Origin of the sequence: Achromobacter sp. DH1f (genome assembly GCF_000633435.1) — a bacterium.
In the GTDB taxonomy this organism is placed as follows: domain Bacteria; phylum Pseudomonadota; class Gammaproteobacteria; order Burkholderiales; family Burkholderiaceae_B; genus Achromobacter; species Achromobacter deleyi.
The window spans coordinates 65,427-81,625 of the sequence record NZ_AYMF01000036.1; the positions used below are offsets into that span (position 1 = coordinate 65,427).

The following is a 16,199-nucleotide window of genomic DNA, read 5'->3' on the forward strand; positions in this document are numbered from 1 at the left end:
TCTTCCTATTTGCGGGGCCCGGGCGGGCGGTAGTCGAGTTCTTTTTCGCGTTCGACCAGCCAGTCGATCATGATTTTTCCGCCCCAGACCAGGTCGGCCTGGATGGCTTTGGCGGCCGCTTCCGAATCGCGGGCTTCCAGCGCGTCGATCACGGCTTCGTGGCGGTGCTCGTTTTCGGAGTAGTCCAGCCCGGCCGTCTTCACATGGAACACCTTGAGGATGGGGCCGGTGATGACCCAGAACGATTCCACGGTGTTGCGCAGGATGGGCTTGTTGCTGGCTTCGAGGATGGCGAAGTGGAACTTGCGGTTCAGGTAGCTGGCGCGCTTGGGATCGGTGGACGTGCAGGAGATGAAGTCCTTCTGCAGGGCGATCAGGTTGTCCAGCTGCTTGCGGGTGATGTTCTTGGCGGCTTCGGCCGCGCCCATGCCTTCCAGGTGGAAGCGGATCTGCTGGATTTCGCGCAGTTTTTCGGAATTGACGTAGGGCACGTACACCGCGGTGGCGGCCTGCATTTCCAGGCCCTGTTCGCTGATGAGGCGGAAGATGGCCTCGCGTACGGGCGTGATCGAGACGCCCATTTCCTGGGCCAGCTCGCCAATGATCAGACGTTCTCCGGGTTCGTACTGCCCATTGATGAGGGCATTGCGGATTTCGTTGTAGACCTTGACGGAGAGGTTCTCTTTCTTTACCGGTTTAAGACTGGGCATGACGGTTGGGGCTTGCGGGTTCGAGGGAATGGGCCGGGGCCGGAAAACAGCGCCCGGCTGAATTCTAGCCCGGCCTAGCCAATTCGAGCGCGATGGGTATATTATATATCATATATTCTAACGACGTAAGGGAACGTCATGCGCCAGGACCGGGGAGCCCCAACCGAAGGGGAAATCCGCATGCTGCGGGAAAAGGCCCGCTACATACGGCTGGAGACAATCAGGCTGATCGAAATCGCCAAGGTCGGGCACTACAGCTCGGTCTTCTCGTGCGCCGAGATCTTTGCCGCGCTGTACTACGACGTGATGCGGCTGCGCCCGGGCGAGGCCGCCTGGCCGGACCGCGACCGCTTTCTGATGGGCAAGGGCCACGCGGCGGTGGGCTTGTTTCCCGTGCTGGCCGACCACGGCTTCATTGCCCGCGAACTGCTTGACGGCTATACCCGCCTGGGCAGCCCGCTGGGCGACCACCCAGACATGACCAAGGTGCCGGGCGTGGATTTCAGCTCGGGGTCCATCGGCCACGCGCTGTCCAACGGCGCCGGCATGGCGGTGGGCGGCCGCATGAACGGGCGCGATTACAACGTCTTCGTGATGCTGGGTGATGGCGAGATGCAGGAAGGGCAGGTCTGGGAAGCCGCGCTGTTCGCCGCCCACCAGCGGCTGTCGCGTCTGGTTGCCATCGTCGACCGCAACGGCTATCAGCTCGATGGCAAGGTCGATGACGTGATCGGCGTGGAATCGCTGAAAGACAAGTGGCTGGCCTTTGGTTGGGACGTGCACGAGGTGGACGGCCATGACCTGGCGGCCCTGACCACGCTGCTGCGCCGCCTGCGCGCCGACGAGACGCGCGACAAGCCGGCCTGCGTCATCGCCAAGACCCTCAAGGGCAAGGGCGTGGGCTACATGGAAACCGAACCCGGCTGGCATCTGGGCTACCTGGCGCCCCAAGACGCGCAGGCCGCCATCGACGAAATCATGACCCGCGAGATCTGAATGGCACAGGCACAGATAACTTCCCCCGATTCCTGGCAGTACCGCGCGCTGAATGCGGTGAACCCCGGGCTGTCGTATCTTTCCGACGCGCTGATCGACCTGGCGCAGGCCGGGCACCCGGTGGTGGCCGGCTCGGCCGACCTGCAGTATTCCAATGGCCTGAACCGCTTTGCGTCGGCCTATCCCGACCGCTACGTGCAGTTCGGCATTTCCGAGCAGAACATGGTGTCGGCGGCGGCCGGGCTGGCCACGACCGGGCTGATGCCCTTCGTGGCCACGTTCGCCTCGTTCCTGGGTCTGCTGTGTTGCGAGCAGATCCGCATGGACGTGGCCTATACCCGGCTGCCCGTGCGCCTGATCGGCCACCACACGGGCATCAGCCTGGGGTTCTACGGCACCTCGCACCACGCCACCGAAGACATTTCCACCATGCGCGCCATTGCCGGCCTGACGGTGGTGTCGCCGGCCGACGGCCCGCAACTGGCCGCCGCCATCAAGGCGTCGGTGGACTGGCCCGAGCCGATCTACTTCCGCATCGGCCGGGGCCGCGACCCGCAGGTGTACGAAGACGGCACGCCGTTCACGTTCGGCCGCGCCATCACCCATAGCACCGGCACCGACCTGAACATCATCGCCTGCGGCATCACGCTGCATGCGGCGCTGGCGGCCGCCGCGCGGCTGCGCGAGGACGGCCTGTCGGTCGGCGTGATCGACATGCCTACCGTGAAGCCGCTGGACCGCGAGGCCGTGCTGGCCGCTGCCGGCCAGGCGCGCGCGCTGCTGACGGTGGAAGAGCACAACGTCATGGGCGGGCTGGGGTCGGCGGTGGCCGAAGTGCTGGCGGACGCCGGCACCGGCACGCGGCTGCGGCGCCATGGCATCTACGATGAATACAGCCTGATCGCCCCGCCCACCACCCTGTATGCCCATTACCAGCTGGACGGCGCCGGCATCGAGGCCGTGGCGCGTGAATGCATCCAGCGCTAAGGCATTGAGATAAAGACATGGAGAAAGCAATGAAGGAAATCAGCGGCAATACGCGCTTGTTCGGCATCCTGGCCGACCCCATCTACCACGTGAAGACGCCGCAACGCATGAACGAGCACTTCGCGCGCATCGGCTTTGACGGCGTGTGCGTGCCGTTCCATGCGCGGCCCGACAACCTGGCCGAGGTGGTGGCGGGCCTGCGCCGCCTGGAAAACCTGGGCGGCCTGATCGTCACCATGCCGCACAAGGCGGCGATTCTGGCGCTGGCCGACGAGGCCACCCCGGTGGCGCGCAAGATCGGCGCGGCCAACGTGGTGCGGCGCGAGGCCGATGGCCGCCTGGTGGCCCACATGCTGGACGGCGAAGGCTTCGTGCGCGGCCTGCGCACGGCGGGCGTGTCGCCCGAGGGCAAGAGCGCCTACCTGGCCGGCGCTGGCGGCGCGGCCAACGCCATCGGCTTTGCGCTGGTGCAGGCGGGCGTGTCGCGCCTGACCATCGCCAACCGCACGCCGGCCAAGGCCGAAGACCTGAAGGCCCGCATCCTGTCGCTGCATCCGCAGGCCCGCATCGATGTCGGCACGGCCGACCCGTCGGGCCACGACCTGGTGGTCAACGGCACGTCGCTGGGCATGAAGGAAGACGATGCGCTGCCGCTGGATGTACAGCGCCTGACGCCGGACCAGTTGGTGTGCGAGGTCATCATGCAGCCCAAGGACACGCCGCTGCTGCGGGCCGCGCAGGCGCGCGGCTGCAACGTGCACTACGGCGCGCCGATGCTGGCCGGGCAGATCGAGCTGATGGCGGAAATGATGGGCGTGGCGCCCGCCGCCCAAGCCTGACCCCGCGGAACCTGACGATGGGCGATTACGACTTCATTATTGCGGGCGGCGGCACCGCCGGCTGCATCCTGGCCAACCGGCTGTCGGCCGACGGCCGCCACCGGGTGCTGATGCTGGAAGCGGGCCATGAAGCCCGCAGCATGTGGATCGGCATTCCGGCGGGCTTTTCCAAGCTGCTGGTCAACCCGGACTACAACTGGCGCTTTGCCACCGAACCCGAAGACAACGTCCAGGGCCGCACCATCGCCGTGCCGCGCGGCAAGGGCGTGGGCGGCTCGACGCTGATCAACGGCATGATCTACGTGCGCGGCCAGCCGGCCGACTACGACGGCTGGGAAGCCGCGGGCGCCACCGGCTGGGGCTACGGCCAGGCCGAGCGGGTATTTCGCAAGATCGAACACTACGAACCCGGCGACGCCACCCGCGGCAAGAACGGGCCGATGCACCTGGAAGAAGTGGCCGAGCGCTTTCCGGTGTCCGACGCGTTCTTGCGCGCCGCCCAGGAAGACGGCCTGCCGCTGAACCCGGACTACAACGGCGGCAAGCAGGATGGCGTGGGCTATTACCAGGTGCTGCAGCACCGCGGCCGCCGCTGGAGCGTGGTGGACGGCTACCTGAAACCCGCCGCCGGGCGCAAGAACCTGACGGTGGAATGCGGCGCGCACGTGACCCGGCTGCTGTTCGAGGGCCAGCGCTGCGTAGGCGTGGCCTACCGCCAGAATGGCCGCGAATTCACCGTGCGCGCCCGCCGCGAGACGCTGGTGTGCCTGGGGGCGGTGCAGTCGCCGCAACTGCTGGAATTGTCCGGCATCGGCAACCCGGCGCTGTTGCAGTCGTTTGGCATCCCGCTGGTACATGCGCAGCCGCAGGTGGGCGAAAACTACATCGACCACTTCGCCACCCGCATGAACTGGCGGGTCAAGAATACGGTGACGCTGAACGAGATGTCGCGCGGCTGGCGGTTGGTGCAGCAGGTGGCGCGCTACTACACGCAGCGCAAGGGCATCCTGACGCTGGGCACGGGCCTCGTGCACGGCTTCATCAAGAGCGCGCCGGACCTGCCCGCGCCCGACGTGCAGTATTTCTTCGTGCATGCCAGCTACGCCAACGCGGCCGAACGCATCCTGGACCGGCATCCGGGCATGACGCTGGGTGTGGCGCAGTTGCGGCCTGAATCGGTGGGCACCATTCACATCAAGTCGGCCGATCCGCAGGCGGCGCCGGCCATCCGGCCGAATTTCCTGTCGGCCCAGGTCGACCGCGACAGCCTGGTGGGCGGCATGCGGGTGGCGCGGCGCATCGTGCAGCGGCCGGCGTTGCAGCACTATGTCGAGGCCGAACTCAGCCCGGGGCCGGCGGTGGAAACCGATGCGCAATGGCTGGACTTTGCCCGCCGCAACGGCCAGACCATCTATCACCCCATCGGGACCTGCCGCATGGGGTCGGACGCCGCCGCCGTGACCGACGTGCGGCTGCGGGTCAATGGGGTGTCCGGCTTGCGGGTGGTGGATGCCTCGGTCATGCCGAAGATGGTCTCCGGCAATACCCAGGCGGCGGTGATGATGGTGGCCGAGCGCGGCGCCGAGATGATCCTGGAGGACGCCGCGGCCGCCGGTTAGCCGTGGCGGCTGCGGTGCAGCGTCAGCTTGCCGATGCGGTCCCAGTCCCAGGCGATGCCCAGGCCGGGTTCGTCCGACGGGATGGCGCGGCCGTTCTCGATGCGCATGCCGCGTTCGGTCACCATGTCCAGCTGCGGAATGTATTCCAGCCAGCGGCTGTTGGGCACGGCGCAGCACAGGGTCACGTGGATTTCCATCAGGAAGTGCGGGCACACCGGCACGTTGTAGGCTTCGGCCATGTGCGCCACCTTCAGCCAGGGCGTGATGCCGCCGATGCGGCCCACGTCCACCTGCACGATCGAGCAGGCGTCGCTTTGCAGGTAGTCCTTGAACTGCGACAGGCTGTAGAGCGATTCGCCGACGGCGATCGGCAGGGTGGTGGATGCGCTCAGGCGGCGGTGGGCCTGCACGTCGTCGGCGTGGATGGGTTCTTCGAACCAGGCCAGGTCCAGCGGTTCGAAGCAGCGGGCGCGGCGGATGGCTTCGGGCAGGGAAAAGCCCTGGTTGGCGTCGGTCATGATGTCCCAGTCCGGGCCGACGGCGGCGCGTACCGCGGCCAGCCGCGCCACGTCTTCGGCCACGTGTGGCTTGCCGACCTTGAGCTTGGCGCCGCCAAAGCCGGCTTCGCGCGCCTTCAGGGCTTCTTCCACCAGCTGCGTCTCGGTCAGGTGCAGCCAGCCGCCTTCGGTGGAATACAGCGGGATATCCGCCTTGGCGCCGCCCGCCAGCTGGTGCAGCGGCAGCTTGGCGCGGCGGGCGCGCAGGTCCCACAAGGCGGTGTCGATGGCGGCCAGCGCGATGGACGTCAGCGCGCCGACGGTGGTGGCGTGAACCCGGTACATCAGGTCGCGCCACAGTTGCTCGATGTGATCGGCGTCGCGCCCCAGCAGCAGCGGCGCCAGGTGATCGTCCAGCAGGCGCACCACCGACGAGCCGCCGGTGCCGATGGTGTAGCTGTAGCCGGTGCCGGTGACGCCGTCGGCATCCGTGATGCGCACGATGGGGGTTTCCTGGCGCTCGAAGCTTTGCACGGCGTCGGTGCGTTTGACCTTGGGCTGCAGGTCCACCTGCAGGATATCGACGGAAACGATGCGGGCCATTCCGGGTTCTCCTGGTTGAGTGTCAGCTGCCGACCTTGGCGACTTCCTGCGGCAGGTCGACGCCGTGGAATTGCTTGTAGATGGTGTTGAGTTCGCCGTTCTTCAGGTTGACGCGCACCCAGTCATCCAGCTTGGCCTTGAGCGCCGGTTCGTTCTTGCGCATGCCGATGGCCAGCATGTTCAGGCGCATCACGAACTTCGATTCCATCTGCTTGGCGGGCGCCTTTTCGTTGATGGTGCGCAAGAGGGCGGGGGCGGTGGCGAAGATGTCGGCCTGGCCGCTGACCACGGCCGTGATCGAGGTGGCGTCGTCGTCAAAGCGGATGATCTGCGCGTCCTTGGGGGCGATCTTGGTCAGCTCGGTGTCGTTGGTGGTGCCGCGGGTGGCAATGACCTTCTTGTTGGACAGGTCGGCCGCGCTGGTCAGCGTCATGCTCTTGGGGGCGCCCACCACCGCCAGGATGGCGGCGTAGGGCACCGAGAAGTCGATGACCTTCTGGCGCTCGGGCGTGACGGACATGCTGGAGATGACGATGTCGGCCTTGTTCGTCTGCAGAAAGGGCACGCGGTTGGCGCCGGTGGTGGGCACGATTTCCAGTTCCACGCCCAGGCCCTTGGCCAACAGGCGCGCGGTTTCGACGTCGGACCCGGTGGAATTGAGCGCGGCGTCTTTCATGCCGTAGGGCGGCACGCCCAGGTCGATGGCCACGCGCAGCTTCTTGGCCTTCATGATGTCGTCGAGCTGGTCGGCGTGGGCGGCGCCGGTGGCGGCCAGCGCGCCGGTCAGCGCCAGGCCGAGGAAGGCGGCGCGCAGGCGCAGGAATACGGGCTTGTTCATGCAGGTGTCTCCAGTGTCTTGGTGTTGTGGTTATTGCTGCGAGAGGGCGACGGCGTTACAGGCCGCTGCCCAGGAACTGCCGCAGTTCCGGCGTGGCGGGGGCCGACAGCATGCTGGACGGCCCCTGTTCCCAGACCTGCCCCTGGTGCATGAAGATGACCTTGTCTGCCACTTCGCGCGCAAACGCCATTTCGTGCGTGACCAGGATCATGGTCATGCCGTCGGCGGCCAGGTTTTCCATCACCTTCAGCACTTCGCCGGTCAGTTCCGGGTCCAGCGCCGAGGTCACTTCGTCGAACAGCATCACCTTGGGCTGCATCGCCAGCGACCGGGCGATGGCCACGCGCTGCTGCTGCCCGCCCGACAACTGCTCGGGATAGGCGTCGGCCTTGTCAGCCAGGCCCACGTGTTCCAGCGCCTGCATGGCCTGTTCGCGGGCCTGGGCGGGTTTGACGCCCTTGACCGAACGCGGCGCCAGCGTGATGTTCTGCAACGCGGTCATGTGCGGGAACAGGTTGTAGCTCTGGAACACGATGCCCACGTCCTTGCGCAGCGCCCGCAGATCCAGCTTGTCGCTGTCATGCAGCGCATGGCCGCAGACGTGGATGGTGCCGCCGTCGGTGGTTTCCAGGCGGTCCATGCAGCGCAGCGCGGTGCTCTTGCCCGAGCCGCTCTTGCCGATGATGGCCGCGACCTCGCCGCGGTTGACGGAAAACGACACGCCGCGCAGCACGTGGGTGCCGCCAAAGCGTTTGTGGACCTGGTCCAGTTCAACGACGGGTTGCATTCAGTCTCCTTTCCAAAGAACGGCTCCAGCGCGACAGCGGGTAGCACATGAGGAAGTACAGGACGGCCGCGCAGCCGAAATACACGAAGGGCTGGAAGGTCGAGTTGTTCAGGATCTTGGCGTTGTAGGCCAGCTCGGCGTAGCCGATCACCAGCGAGGCGATCGAGGTGTTCTTGATGATCTGCACCAGAAAGCCGACGGTGGGCGGGGTGGCGATGCGCAGGGCCTGCGGCAGCACCACCTTGGCCATACGCTGCAGCCGCGACAGCCCCAGGCATTCGGCCGCTTCCCATTGGTTCTTCGGCACGGCCTGGATGCAGCCGCGCCAGATTTCGCCCAGGAAGGCGCTGGCGTACACGGACATGGCCAGCGCGGCGGCGGCCAGCGCCGACAGTTCGCCCAGGCCGAACAGGCTGGGCCCGAAAAAGCACAGGCCCATCAGCACCAATAGCGGCGTGCCCTGGATGACCTGGATATAGCCGGCGGCCGCCAGGCGCAGCGGCTTGCGCGGCGCCACCCGGGCCAGCGCCAGCAGCAGGCCGGCCGCGCCGCCGCCCACGAAGGTCCAGGCCGACAGCTTGATGGTGCCCCAGGCGCCCTGCAGCAGGTACAGGGCGTGTTCGTCGGGAATGAAGAAAGCCATGGCGCGGGTCCTTACAGCGGCGTGCCGAGCTTGCGCCGGCGCGGAAACACGATCTGCGCCAGCAGCCAGAAACCCAGGCGCATCAGCCACGACAGCGCCAGGTACACGCCCCACAGCACGATGAAGACTTCGAAGTTGCGATAGGTGTCGGACTGGATGCGGTTGGCCACGCCCAGCAGTTCCTCGGCGCCCACCGCCGACATGATGCTGGAGGCCAGCATCAGCAGGATGAACTGGCTGGCCAGCGACGGGTACACGCGTTCGACGGCCGGGCGCAGCACCACGTGCCAGAACACTTGCGGGCGCGACAGCGCCAGGCATTCGCCGGCTTCGAGCTGGTCCTTGGGAATGGATTCGATGCCGGCCCGCATGATTTCGCAGGTATAGGCGCCGATGTTGATGACCAGCGCCAGCACCGCGCCGGTCATGATCGACATCGTCAGCCCGGCGCTGGACAGGCCGAAGATCAGGAAATAGGCCTGGATCAGGAGCGGCGTGTTGCGGATCAGCTCGACGTAGCCGCCGGCCAGCGCCCGCAGCCAGCCCAGCCGGCTGTTGCGTGCCAGGGCGCACAGGGTGCCCAGCACGAAGCCCAGCACCGTGGCCAGAAAAGACAGCTTGACCGTGACCCAGGCGCCTTGCGCCAGCAAGGGCCATTGTTCGAGCACGGACGCGAAATCAAACGTGTAGTTCACAACGTCACTCCTTGGGCCGGCTGGCTGCGCGGGCCGGTCAGGCCGCGCGGGTCAGCGGCAGGCAGGACGGGCCGATGGGCTCGAATGCCTTGTAGGTCAGGATGAATTCGCGGTGCCCCAGGTCTTCGGATTTGCTGGGTGCGCCGTTGGCGACCGCCGCAACCTGGGCGTGGATGTCCTCGGCCACTTCCTGCAGCGTGCCGCGGCCTTCCAGGATGCGGCCGGCGTCCACGTCCATGTCTTCGCCCAGCGCCCGATAGGTGTCGGGGTTGGCGCAGACCTTGATGACGGGCGACACCGCCGACCCGACCACCGAGCCGCGCCCGGTGGTGAACAGGATCACGTGCGACCCACAGGCGATCAGCTCGACGATTTCGGCGTTGTCGCTGATGTTGGGAAAGCCGAAGCGCGGTTCGCCGTCGGGCACCACGTCCAGCAGATACAGGCCGCCAAAGGGCGGCACGTCGCCCGGCTTGATGATGCCGTCGATGGGCGAGGCGCCGCTCTTGGCGTAGGCGCCCAGCGATTTTTCTTCGATGGTGGACAGGCCGCCGTCGGCGTTGCCGGGGGCAAAGCTGCCGTGGCCCATGATGCTGTAGTAGCGCGCGGCCTTGTTGACGCAGGCCACGATTTCCTCGCCCAGCTCGGGCGTGGCGGCGCGGCGGCGCATGTGGAATTCGCAGCCGACCAGTTCGCCGGTCTCCTCAAAAATACAGGTGGCGTCCTGGGCGATCAGCATGTCGAAGGCGCGGCCCACTGCCGGATTGGCGGTGATGCCGCTGGTGCCGTCCGAGCCGCCGCAGATGGTGCCCACCACCAGTTCGTTCCAGCCCATCGGCACGCGCGTCTGCTGAGCCAGCTGCTGCGCGGTGGCGCGGACCCAGTCGCGGCCCGCCGCCACGGTGCTGCGGGTGCCGCCGCGCTGCTGGATGGTCAGCGTGTGCACCGGCCGGCCGGAATCGGCGATGGCGGCTTCCAGCTTGCGCTTGTTCATGCTTTCGCAGCCCAGCGACACGAGCAGCGCCGCGCCCACGTTGGGGTGCGTGGCGATGGCCGTCATCATCTGCTCGGCATAGGCGTTGGGGTAGCAGCCGGGAAAGCCCACCAGGTGCACCTGCACGTCGCCGGTCAGGTCGCGGAAATCCAGCGCGATCTCGCGGGCCACGTGGTGGGCGCATTCCACCAGGTAGGCCACGACGACCACGTTGCGTATGCCTTTGCGGCCGTCGGCGCGCGGGTAGCCCTGCAAGGGCGGGGTCAGATCCGTCATGGGAAAACCTCAGTGCCGGTCGGTGAAGGCGTGGCCTTCTTCCAACGTGTAGGTGGGGGTGTAGTCGCTGTTCAGGTTGTGGGTATGGATGTGGTCCCCGGCGGCGACGGCGGTGGTCAGGCTGCCGATGACGGCGCCGTACTTCAGGATCTTTTCGCCGGCCGGCATGGCGTGGCGCGCCAGCTTGTGGCCCAGGCCCAGCGGCGCAGGGATGACGGCGGTGCCGGCTTCCAGCTGCACACGGGCGCCGGCGGGCAGGGCGCTGCGCACGATCAGGCAGTTGTCTTCGGGGGAAATCAGCAATAGCTGAGGGTCCAGGGTGGCTTGTCTCGTCATGATTTTTTAGGAATGATTGTTTCGCATATAAAAGCAATTTTCATATCCTTGGTCAACATTGGTTTTCCCGAATCTTGGAATATTTTGGGGAAAATTCGGGTAATTACCGATGGGTTAACGCGTACGCATGCTTGCTGCATGCTAAATTTCCCGTGTATTGTGTTTTACAAATGAAATTTAGTTTTCATGAGATAAATCCGGCGTTTCCCTAGCGGACGACGCCGGGCCGCCTTACCCACCCAAGAGAAGAGACATGACCCTACGTTTGCAAGACAAGCGCGCGCTGGTCACCGCGGCCGGCAACGGCATCGGCCGCGCCAGCGCCCTGGCCCTGGCCCGCGAAGGCGCCCAGGTCTGGGCCACCGACATCAGCGAAGCGGCGCTGGCCGACCTGGCGCGCGAGGCGCGCGAGGCGGGCCTGACCGGCCTGCGCACCCGCGTGCTGAACGTACGCGACAACGCCGCGGTGGCCGACTGCGCCCGCGAGACCGGCGCGGTGGACGTGCTGTTCAACTGCGCGGGCTTCGTGCACGCCGGCAGCATCCTGGAATGCGAGGAAGCCGATTGGGACTTCAGCATGGACCTGAACGTCAAGGCCATGTACCGCACCATTCGCGCCTACCTGCCGCTGATGCTCGAGCGCGGCGGCTCGATCATCAACATGGCCTCTGCCGCATCCAGCGTGAAGGGCGTGCCCAACCGCTTCGTCTACGGCGCGTCCAAGGCCGCCGTGATCGGCCTGACCAAGGCGGTGGCCGCCGACTTCGTGGCACGCGGCATCCGCTGCAATGCCATCTGCCCCGGCACCATCGAATCGCCGTCGCTGCGCGACCGCATCGCGGCCCAGGCGCGCCAGCAAGGCAACGACGAAGCCGCGGTGCGCGCCGCCTTCGTGGCGCGCCAGCCCATCGGCCGCGTCGGCCGCGTGGAAGAAGTGGCGGCGCTGGTGGTCTACCTGGGCAGCGACGAATCCGGCTTCACTACCGGTACCATCCAGGTTATCGACGGCGGCTGGTCCAACTGACCGGCCGGCATCTTTCATTCCATTCCAAGGATTACGCATGAAACTCGTACGCTACGGCCAACCCGGCCAGGAAAAACCCGGCCTGATCGATGCCCAGGGCGCCTTGCGCGACCTGTCCGGCGTGGTCGGCGACATCGATGCCGGCGCCATCGCCCCGGCTTCGCTGGCCAAACTGGCCAAGCTTGACGCGGCCTCGCTGCCGCGCGTGGACGGCGCGGTGCGCTACGGCTGCCCCGTGAACGGCGTGGGCAAGATCGTCTGCGTGGGCCTGAACTACGCCGACCACGCGGCCGAGTCCGGCCTGCCGGTGCCGGCCGAACCGGTGCTGTTCCTGAAACCCAGCTCGTCCATCACCGGCCCCAACGACCCGGTCATCATTCCGCGCAACTCGGTCAAGACCGACTGGGAAGTCGAGCTGGGCATCATCATCGGCAAAAAGGCGTCCTACGTCGAAGAAAGCGACGCCCTGGACTACGTGGCCGGCTATGCCGTGATCAACGACGTGTCCGAGCGTGAATACCAGATCGAACGCGGCGGCCAGTGGGACAAGGGCAAGGGCTGCGACACCTTCGCCCCGATCGGCCCGTGGCTGGTCACCCGCGACGAAATCGCCGACCCGCAGAACCTGGACATGTGGCTGGAGGTCAACGGCCACCGCTACCAGAACGGCAGCACCCGCACGATGGTGTTCGGCGTGGCCACGCTGGTCAGCTACATCAGCCAGTTCATGACGCTGCAACCTGGCGACGTCATCAGCACCGGCACGCCGCCGGGCGTGGGCCTGGGCCAGAAGCCGCCGGTCTACCTGAAGGCGGGCGACGTGATGCGCCTGGGCATCGCCGGCCTGGGCGAACAGCGCCAAGCCCTGCAGGCCTGGTCCCGGGTCGAATAAAATCCGGTTCCAACCCTGAGCCCGCCATGACCGCAACCAAGAAATCCGCTTCCGCACGCGCTACGTCCAAAACCGCAGGTCTGGCCGATTCGTCGGCGGATTCGTCGGCAGACGTGCCGGCCGACCTGTCGGCCGAACCCCAGGGCGCGCAACGCTACGCGGCGCCTGCCCTGGAAAAGGGCCTGGATATTCTGGAAGCGCTGGCGGCCAGCCCGGCCGGCTATACGCTGGCCGAGCTGGCTCAGAAGATCGGCCGCAGCGTCAGCGAGATCTTCCGCATGGCGGTGACGCTGCAGCGGCGCGGTTTCGTGCAAGTCGACGAAAATGACCGCTATTCGCTGACGCTCAAGATGTTCGAGCTGGCGCACCGCCAGCAGCCGCTCAAGTCGCTGGTCAGTGTGGCCCTGCCGCTTCTGCGCGAGCTGGCCAACCGCGCTCGCCAGTCGTGTCACCTGGCCGTCTACCAGGGCGGCCGGGTGGTGGTGATCGCCCAGGTCGACAGCCCCGAGCGCTGGTCGTTCGGCCTGAAGGTGGGCGTGATGATGGGCCTGACCGACACCTCGTCGGGCCACGTGCTGCTGGCGTTTCGCGACGAGGTCGAGCGCACCCGCATGCTGGCCGCGCACATCAAGGTCGAAGGCGAACTGGAGTCCGATCCGGGCGAACTGTTTTCCATCCTGGCCGACGTGCGCAAGGACGGCTGCGCCTGCATGGCCAGCCGCCAGATCCGCGGCATCACCAACGTGGCGTTTCCGGTGATGGGCGTGGGCAACCACGTCATCGCCGCGATCAACGTGCCGCACATCGAACGCATCGACCAGAAGGAATCGCCCAGCATCGCCCAGGTGCAGGACATCGTCGGCAACGTGGCCAAGCGGCTGTCGACGCTGATGGGGTACAGCGGCTACCTGCCGGAGCAGGCGTAGGCCAAGCGGCGTGCCGAGCGGGCCTCAAGCGGCCGACGACGACTGCGCCTGACGACTACAGCGCCCGCACGGGCACGCACAACTCACAGACGAAGCGCCCGCTGGCCGGATCCTGGTCGGCGACCCGGAAGCGCTCGAACAGCGGCCGTTCATCGCATTGCAGCCCGCTGCCGGGCAGCCATTCGCGGCACAGCGTCATCCAGGCGTCGGCGATCTGCGACGGCGGCGCGTTGAAGGCCGCTGCCGCGTAGCGGCCGCCGGGCAAGGTGGTCAGCACCGCTTGGCCGCCGGCCTGGAAGCCGACCGGCACGGCCACGCAGGCGTCGTAGCGGCACTTGGCTGGCGGTGTGATGGTCGGGTCGTCAAGGCCCACGCCAAAACATTCAGCATGCTCCAGGCCATGCGACAGCATCCAGGGCCTGACCACGCCTCGCCAGAAATCCCCGATTGCCGGGCCGTACGGGCCGATCTTGCGCAGGTAGGCGACGCGGGTGGGGGGCAGGTCGATCAGGCTGACGTTCATGGGGGGCTCGCTCATGGGGAAAGAGGAACCGCCATCTTCGCGGCATTCGCCGCCGGAAGCCTGATCGGCGTTGCGGTCGACCTGATCAGGATTGCTATCGGCCAGGCCGGAAGGAAAGGCCGCCGGACGGTAATACGTGGTCGGGCGGCGCTGGTGGCGGTCAAGGATTTCCGCCTGGCGACGATGTTCGGCGCCTGCGCGCCAGGCCGTGGGCGTGCAGCCGAATTTCTGTTTGAAGGCACGGGCGAAGGCTTCACCCGAGCCGAAGCCCGTGGCCAGCGCGATCTTGCGAGCGGTTTGACCTTCGAAGCTATTTCACCAACGATGCTCGTGCGCATTCTTGTTCCAGGAACTCAAGATGGATAGATAGAAGTTCGTTCGTACCTACTCTGAAAAACTGCTTGAGGGGTCAGCGTCTGCGTTTGTCGGCGCAGGGCTGTCAATGGCCGCGGGTCATCCAAGTTGGAAGCAACTTCTGGCAGATATTGCGGACGAACTAGACATTGATTGGGATGCCGAGTCCGATTTGGCTGGCGTCGCGCAGTGGTACATCAATTATCAGAAGAAGCAGTGCACGCAGATTGGCCGTGTGATAGCCAAAGCATTTCCACCGGTCGAAGCTCCACCTGAAACTCTTTGCGTGCTTGCCCGCTTGCCCTTGCGCCATCTATGGACGACCAACTATGACCAGTTGATTGAGGCCGCTTGGGACCACGCAGGTAAATACCTGGCTGTCCGAACTCGTCCCGAACAGCTTTCTGTTCCAGACCCTGCATCTCATGGCACTTTGTATAAGATGCATGGTTCCGTTGACGACTCATCTGCCGTCGTTATCGCAAAAGAGGATTACGAGTTTTACCGGCGCGAAAAGGGAGCGTTCTTTTATCTCCTCACTGGTCATGCGATTGGCATGCATTTCCTTTTTCCTGGCTTCAGCTTTACCGATGCCAGCATATCGCATCTTTTCAGCTTACTGCGCGAAGTGCTGCCGGACACCCCAAAGGAGCACTATGCGATAGTCAATCGTCCTGCTGCTGTTCAAGGTCGAGCAAGTGCAAAAACGAAAGAACGTAGTCGACGAGAGCTCCCCCGTCATCGGCATTGGGTTGCAGACTTGCAACGATATGGAATTCAATGCGTTGAGATTGATGACTACAGCGAAATCTGCGACATCCGAAAAGAGGTGGGGCGCCGCGTATCGCGCACTAGTGTCTTCGTATCGGGCAGCTACCCAGAGGAGCGCACACAGACTCCTGAGGGCCGTCTGGTGGTCGAAGTGTCCGACGGATTAGGGCGACTCATTGGTACTCTTGGCTGCCGCTTAGTCTCGGGATTTGACCTGACCGTGGGCAGTGCCGCCATCGCAGGCAGACTGGGTGAGGTGTATAAGCACAAGCATGTACATCTCGATAGTGCTCTGTTGCTTCGCCCTTTCCCGCAGAGTATTCCGAGGGCCACGAAGGACGATTTCTTTGCCCGCTATCGTGAAGACCTAGTTCTGCAAGGCGGCATCTGCGTCGTTGTGGGCGGCATAAAGAAACAGAATCGACAGCTTGCTGTCGCTCCCAGCGTTATAGCAAAGGCAATAATCGCACGGTCCAACGGACGCCTCGTCGTCCCCCTAGGATTCTCCGGCGGTGCAGCGCAAGAGCTGTGGCAACAGATGAGGAGCCTGCCAGCGACCGACAGAGGCGGGATTTCTGGCAAAGACTTTGATGAGTTAGGTGAAACACCAACCTCAGTACCGGCGTACCTAGCACTGGTAGAGAAAATTCTGAAAAGACTCTCCGCTTGATATCGCCGCTTACCTCTAATCCAGCACTCGCATGGCCTGTCAGGTAGGCGGTCCCAGCACGGCAGCGGCAGAATTTATGGGCAAATGCAATCTCAAGCTCAGGCTGCCCTAGCCAGCGTGTCCTTCGCTCCTGCGGAAGCCTAGTGCCCGAAAGCAGTAAAACCTGTACTATATGTAACTTATTTCTGCGGGGCGTAGCCTTCACTGACGTCCTCCGTT

General features: G+C 65.4%; 17 protein-coding genes and 1 pseudogene. 8 read left to right on the plus strand and 10 right to left on the minus strand.

Annotation, left to right across the window (positions count from 1 at the left end; translation table 11 throughout):
- Nucleotides 1–5 precede the first annotated feature (5 nt).
- On the minus strand, nt 6–710 hold the full coding sequence (locus U858_RS0128665) for a GntR family transcriptional regulator (RefSeq protein ID WP_025140555.1): 705 nt from the start codon (nt 708–710) through the stop codon (nt 6–8).
- Nucleotides 711–890: 180 nt separating this feature from the next.
- On the opposite strand from U858_RS0128665, the gene U858_RS0128670 reads away from it, so the two are divergent.
- From U858_RS0128670 to U858_RS0128685, 4 genes are read left to right on the plus strand one after another with little or no spacing between them, the layout of a single operon-like run.
- The gene (locus U858_RS0128670) at nt 891–1,706 is read left to right on the plus strand and encodes a transketolase (protein ID WP_232786621.1); all 816 of its coding nucleotides are present in this window, start codon (nt 891–893) and stop codon (nt 1,704–1,706) included.
- Nucleotides 1,707–2,693, plus strand: a complete 987-nt coding sequence (locus tag U858_RS0128675; protein WP_025140557.1) for a transketolase family protein — start codon at nt 1,707–1,709, stop codon at nt 2,691–2,693. It begins immediately after the preceding gene.
- Nucleotides 2,694–2,722: 29 nt separating this feature from the next.
- Nucleotides 2,723–3,532, plus strand: coding sequence for a shikimate dehydrogenase (locus U858_RS0128680; RefSeq protein WP_025140558.1), 810 nt, complete (start codon nt 2,723–2,725; stop codon nt 3,530–3,532).
- Nucleotides 3,533–3,549: 17 nt separating this feature from the next.
- Nucleotides 3,550–5,151, plus strand: coding sequence for a GMC family oxidoreductase (locus U858_RS0128685; protein ID WP_025140559.1), 1,602 nt, complete (start codon nt 3,550–3,552; stop codon nt 5,149–5,151).
- Here the strand turns inward: U858_RS0128685 and U858_RS0128690 are convergent.
- From U858_RS0128690 to U858_RS0128720, 7 genes are read right to left on the minus strand one after another with little or no spacing between them, the layout of a single operon-like run.
- Nucleotides 5,148–6,251, minus strand: a complete 1,104-nt coding sequence (locus U858_RS0128690) for a mandelate racemase/muconate lactonizing enzyme family protein (RefSeq protein WP_025140560.1) — start codon at nt 6,249–6,251, stop codon at nt 5,148–5,150. The two genes, U858_RS0128685 and U858_RS0128690, sit on opposite strands and share 4 nt — an antisense overlap.
- A gap of 22 nt (nt 6,252–6,273) precedes the next feature.
- Nucleotides 6,274–7,089, minus strand: a complete 816-nt coding sequence (locus U858_RS0128695) for a transporter substrate-binding domain-containing protein (RefSeq protein ID WP_025140561.1) — start codon at nt 7,087–7,089, stop codon at nt 6,274–6,276.
- Nucleotides 7,090–7,144: 55 nt separating this feature from the next.
- Entirely contained in the window at nt 7,145–7,876 is a 732-nt protein-coding gene (locus U858_RS0128700; protein ID WP_025140562.1) for an amino acid ABC transporter ATP-binding protein, read from the minus strand.
- Nucleotides 7,860–8,519: an amino acid ABC transporter permease gene (locus tag U858_RS0128705; RefSeq protein ID WP_029954430.1), complete on the minus strand. Its 660-nt coding sequence runs from the start codon at nt 8,517–8,519 to the stop codon at nt 7,860–7,862. Before U858_RS0128705 ends, U858_RS0128700 begins: the two co-directional genes overlap by 17 nt.
- An 11-nt stretch (nt 8,520–8,530) precedes the next feature.
- Complete coding sequence (locus tag U858_RS0128710) at nt 8,531–9,214, minus strand: amino acid ABC transporter permease (RefSeq protein WP_025140564.1); 684 nt, start codon at nt 9,212–9,214, stop codon at nt 8,531–8,533.
- 37 nt (nt 9,215–9,251) lie between these two features.
- Nucleotides 9,252–10,484, minus strand: coding sequence for a UxaA family hydrolase (locus U858_RS0128715; protein WP_025140565.1), 1,233 nt, complete (start codon nt 10,482–10,484; stop codon nt 9,252–9,254).
- 9 nt (nt 10,485–10,493) lie between these two features.
- Nucleotides 10,494–10,820 carry a UxaA family hydrolase gene (locus U858_RS0128720; RefSeq protein WP_025140566.1) on the minus strand — a complete coding sequence of 109 codons (327 nt, stop codon included), beginning with the start codon at nt 10,818–10,820 and terminating at the stop codon, nt 10,494–10,496.
- 253 nt (nt 10,821–11,073) lie between these two features.
- Here U858_RS0128720 and U858_RS0128725 point away from each other — a divergent pair, with 253 nt between their 5' ends.
- The 3 genes from U858_RS0128725 to U858_RS0128735 are packed head-to-tail and all read left to right on the plus strand — an operon-like array spanning nt 11,074 to nt 13,662.
- Nucleotides 11,074–11,844: an SDR family oxidoreductase gene (locus U858_RS0128725; protein WP_025140567.1), complete on the plus strand. Its 771-nt coding sequence runs from the start codon at nt 11,074–11,076 to the stop codon at nt 11,842–11,844.
- Between the two features lie 37 nt (nt 11,845–11,881).
- The gene (locus U858_RS0128730) at nt 11,882–12,736 is read left to right on the plus strand and encodes a fumarylacetoacetate hydrolase family protein (RefSeq protein WP_025140568.1); all 855 of its coding nucleotides are present in this window, start codon (nt 11,882–11,884) and stop codon (nt 12,734–12,736) included.
- 26 nt (nt 12,737–12,762) lie between these two features.
- Entirely contained in the window at nt 12,763–13,662 is a 900-nt protein-coding gene (locus tag U858_RS0128735) for an IclR family transcriptional regulator (protein ID WP_025140569.1), read from the plus strand.
- Nucleotides 13,663–13,717: 55 nt separating this feature from the next.
- On the opposite strand, the gene U858_RS36300 is transcribed toward U858_RS0128735, so the two are convergent.
- Both U858_RS36300 and U858_RS36540 read right to left on the minus strand, forming a co-directional pair.
- A complete protein-coding gene (locus U858_RS36300) occupies nt 13,718–14,200 on the minus strand; it encodes a GyrI-like domain-containing protein (protein WP_232786622.1) in 483 nt (160 codons plus the stop codon).
- A gap of 222 nt (nt 14,201–14,422) precedes the next feature.
- Nucleotides 14,423–14,470 (minus strand): annotated as a pseudogene (locus U858_RS36540) (hypothetical protein); the annotation flags it as partial.
- 157 nt (nt 14,471–14,627) lie between these two features.
- On the opposite strand from U858_RS36540, the gene U858_RS35120 reads away from it, so the two are divergent.
- Nucleotides 14,628–15,980, plus strand: coding sequence for an SIR2 family protein (locus U858_RS35120; protein WP_081821748.1), 1,353 nt, complete (start codon nt 14,628–14,630; stop codon nt 15,978–15,980).
- Nucleotides 15,981–16,199: the final 219 nt, after the last annotated feature.